General features: G+C 49.2%; 2 protein-coding genes. One reads left to right on the plus strand and one right to left on the minus strand.

What is annotated here, in order from left to right; all coding sequences use genetic code 11:
- Positions 1-897, plus strand: an 897-nt coding sequence (locus ABYW01_RS20730; RefSeq protein ID WP_372836421.1) for an aldehyde dehydrogenase family protein, incomplete at its 5' end; no start/stop codon positions are given.
- A 360-nt stretch (positions 898-1,257) separates the two neighbouring features.
- On the opposite strand, the gene ABYW01_RS20735 is transcribed toward ABYW01_RS20730, so the two are convergent.
- Positions 1,258-1,716, minus strand: a complete 459-nt coding sequence (locus ABYW01_RS20735) for a cytochrome c (RefSeq protein ID WP_372836422.1) — start codon at positions 1,714-1,716, stop codon at positions 1,258-1,260.
- Positions 1,717-1,849 lie beyond the last annotated feature (133 nt).

Below are 1,849 nucleotides of genomic sequence, written 5' to 3' on the forward strand. Positions count from 1 at the left end.
AATGTTGTAAACGGCGACAAAGAAGCGGTTGATGTGCTGCTGAGCGACGACCGTGTTAAAGCAGTGAGCTTCGTCGGTTCTACGCCAATTGCGGAATACATCTACAGCACGGCGAATGCTAATGGCAAACGCTGTCAGGCACTGGGTGGCGCTAAAAACCACGCGATCGTTATGCCAGATGCGGATATGGATAACGCGGTTAACCAGTTGCTGGGTGCTGCGTTTGGTTCCTCCGGTGAGCGTTGCATGGCGCTGTCTGTTGCTGTGGCAGTCGGTGACGAAGCAGCGGATACGCTGGTTGCCAAAATGCGTGAAGCGATGCAGCCATTGAAAGTGGGTGCGTACAGCAACCGCGAGAACGACTTCGGTCCTGTGATCACCCGTGCACACCAGCAGAAAGTTAACGGTTACATCGATAGCGCAGAAGCTGACGGTGCAAACGTTGTTGTTGATGGCCGTAATCCTCAGGTTGAAGGTTATGAAGACGGCTTCTTCGTTGGTGCTACTCTGATCGACGGTGTGACGTCTGAGATGCAGAGTTATCAGGAAGAGATTTTCGGCCCGGTATTGCAGGTTGTCCGTGCGAACAGCATGGAAGAAGCGATGCAGCTGATTAACGATCACGAATACGGTAACGGTACCTGCATCTTCACCCGTGACGGCGAAGCGGCGCGTTACTTCTCTGATCACATTCAGGTTGGCATGGTCGGCATCAACGTACCGCTGCCAGTGCCTGTGTCTTACCACAGCTTCGGTGGTTGGAAGCGTTCCCTGTTTGGTGACCTGCATGCTTACGGTCCTGATGCGGTACGTTTCTACACCAAGCGTAAAACAATCACCCAGCGTTGGCCTTCCAGCGGTGTGCGTGAAGGGGTTTCTTTCGCATTCCCAAGCTAAGGGAACACGAACAACCCTGTTCTTTGGGTAGGTTGGGATGCGCGATAGCGATTTCCAATACAGACCCAATGCGTGTTGGACTGGATTGAGTGAACCGGGTCCAACACGCGATGCTCCACCCGATCTGACGTTTCACCGTATTCTTTTTAGCGCATTGGGAGTCATGCGTTAAGGAGAGCTCTTCCGGGACCTCGTTGGTGATGAGGCACTTATGCTCTGTGTCTTCTCCACACCCCGTTTTGCAGACCTTAATCTAGATTGAGGTCTGCTTTTTTCGTTTATGGAAACGGAATAACGACGGGGCAGAATTATAGGGTGCTCCTACTAAAGCAATGTACTGTTTTCTTGTGGAGGGTGCATTCATCGTTCTTGGATCATTTGAAGGTAATAAACCAGCTCTAGAATTCTGGCCCGAATCATCTGTTCTCCACCCATCGGGCCGTACTTGTCACCAGCTTCCATCTTGTAACGGTTGCCCCATATGGGCATCGCTCTGTCGCCGTGTGCTGATACAAGGGTTCTGCCATCGATTATTTTAAATACCCGATAAAATGGAAACTCTCCCGGTTTAGTTGGGTAGTCACCACCATTGTTTTTTGCTAGTTGAGTTAAATCTGCAGGTTTTACAGTAAGAAACTTAGCCATGGGACCATCACCTTTACCACCTACACCGTGACAGGAAATACAGGAGGTTCGGAACTCATCAGAGCCTATAAGTTCTTCTTCAGCAGAAACTTCACTTATACCTAGCGGTGTTGTTAACAGGAGTATTAATCCGACTGTTTTCATAGTTTCTTTTAGTGAGATGGCCTTAATCATGGCATTCTCCATTTGAGGCTTTCTGTGAAATTTAGAAAAAGCGTCTAATCTCCAACAGGGAGGGTTGACTATAGGTTAAAATCTAGACGATTGATCTGCTAAATCAAGATGATTTGACCGCACGGAATTGTGC

The sequence above is a fragment of the Pontibacterium sp. genome (assembly GCF_041587635.1).
In the GTDB taxonomy this organism is placed as follows: domain Bacteria; phylum Pseudomonadota; class Gammaproteobacteria; order Pseudomonadales; family Balneatricaceae; genus Pontibacterium.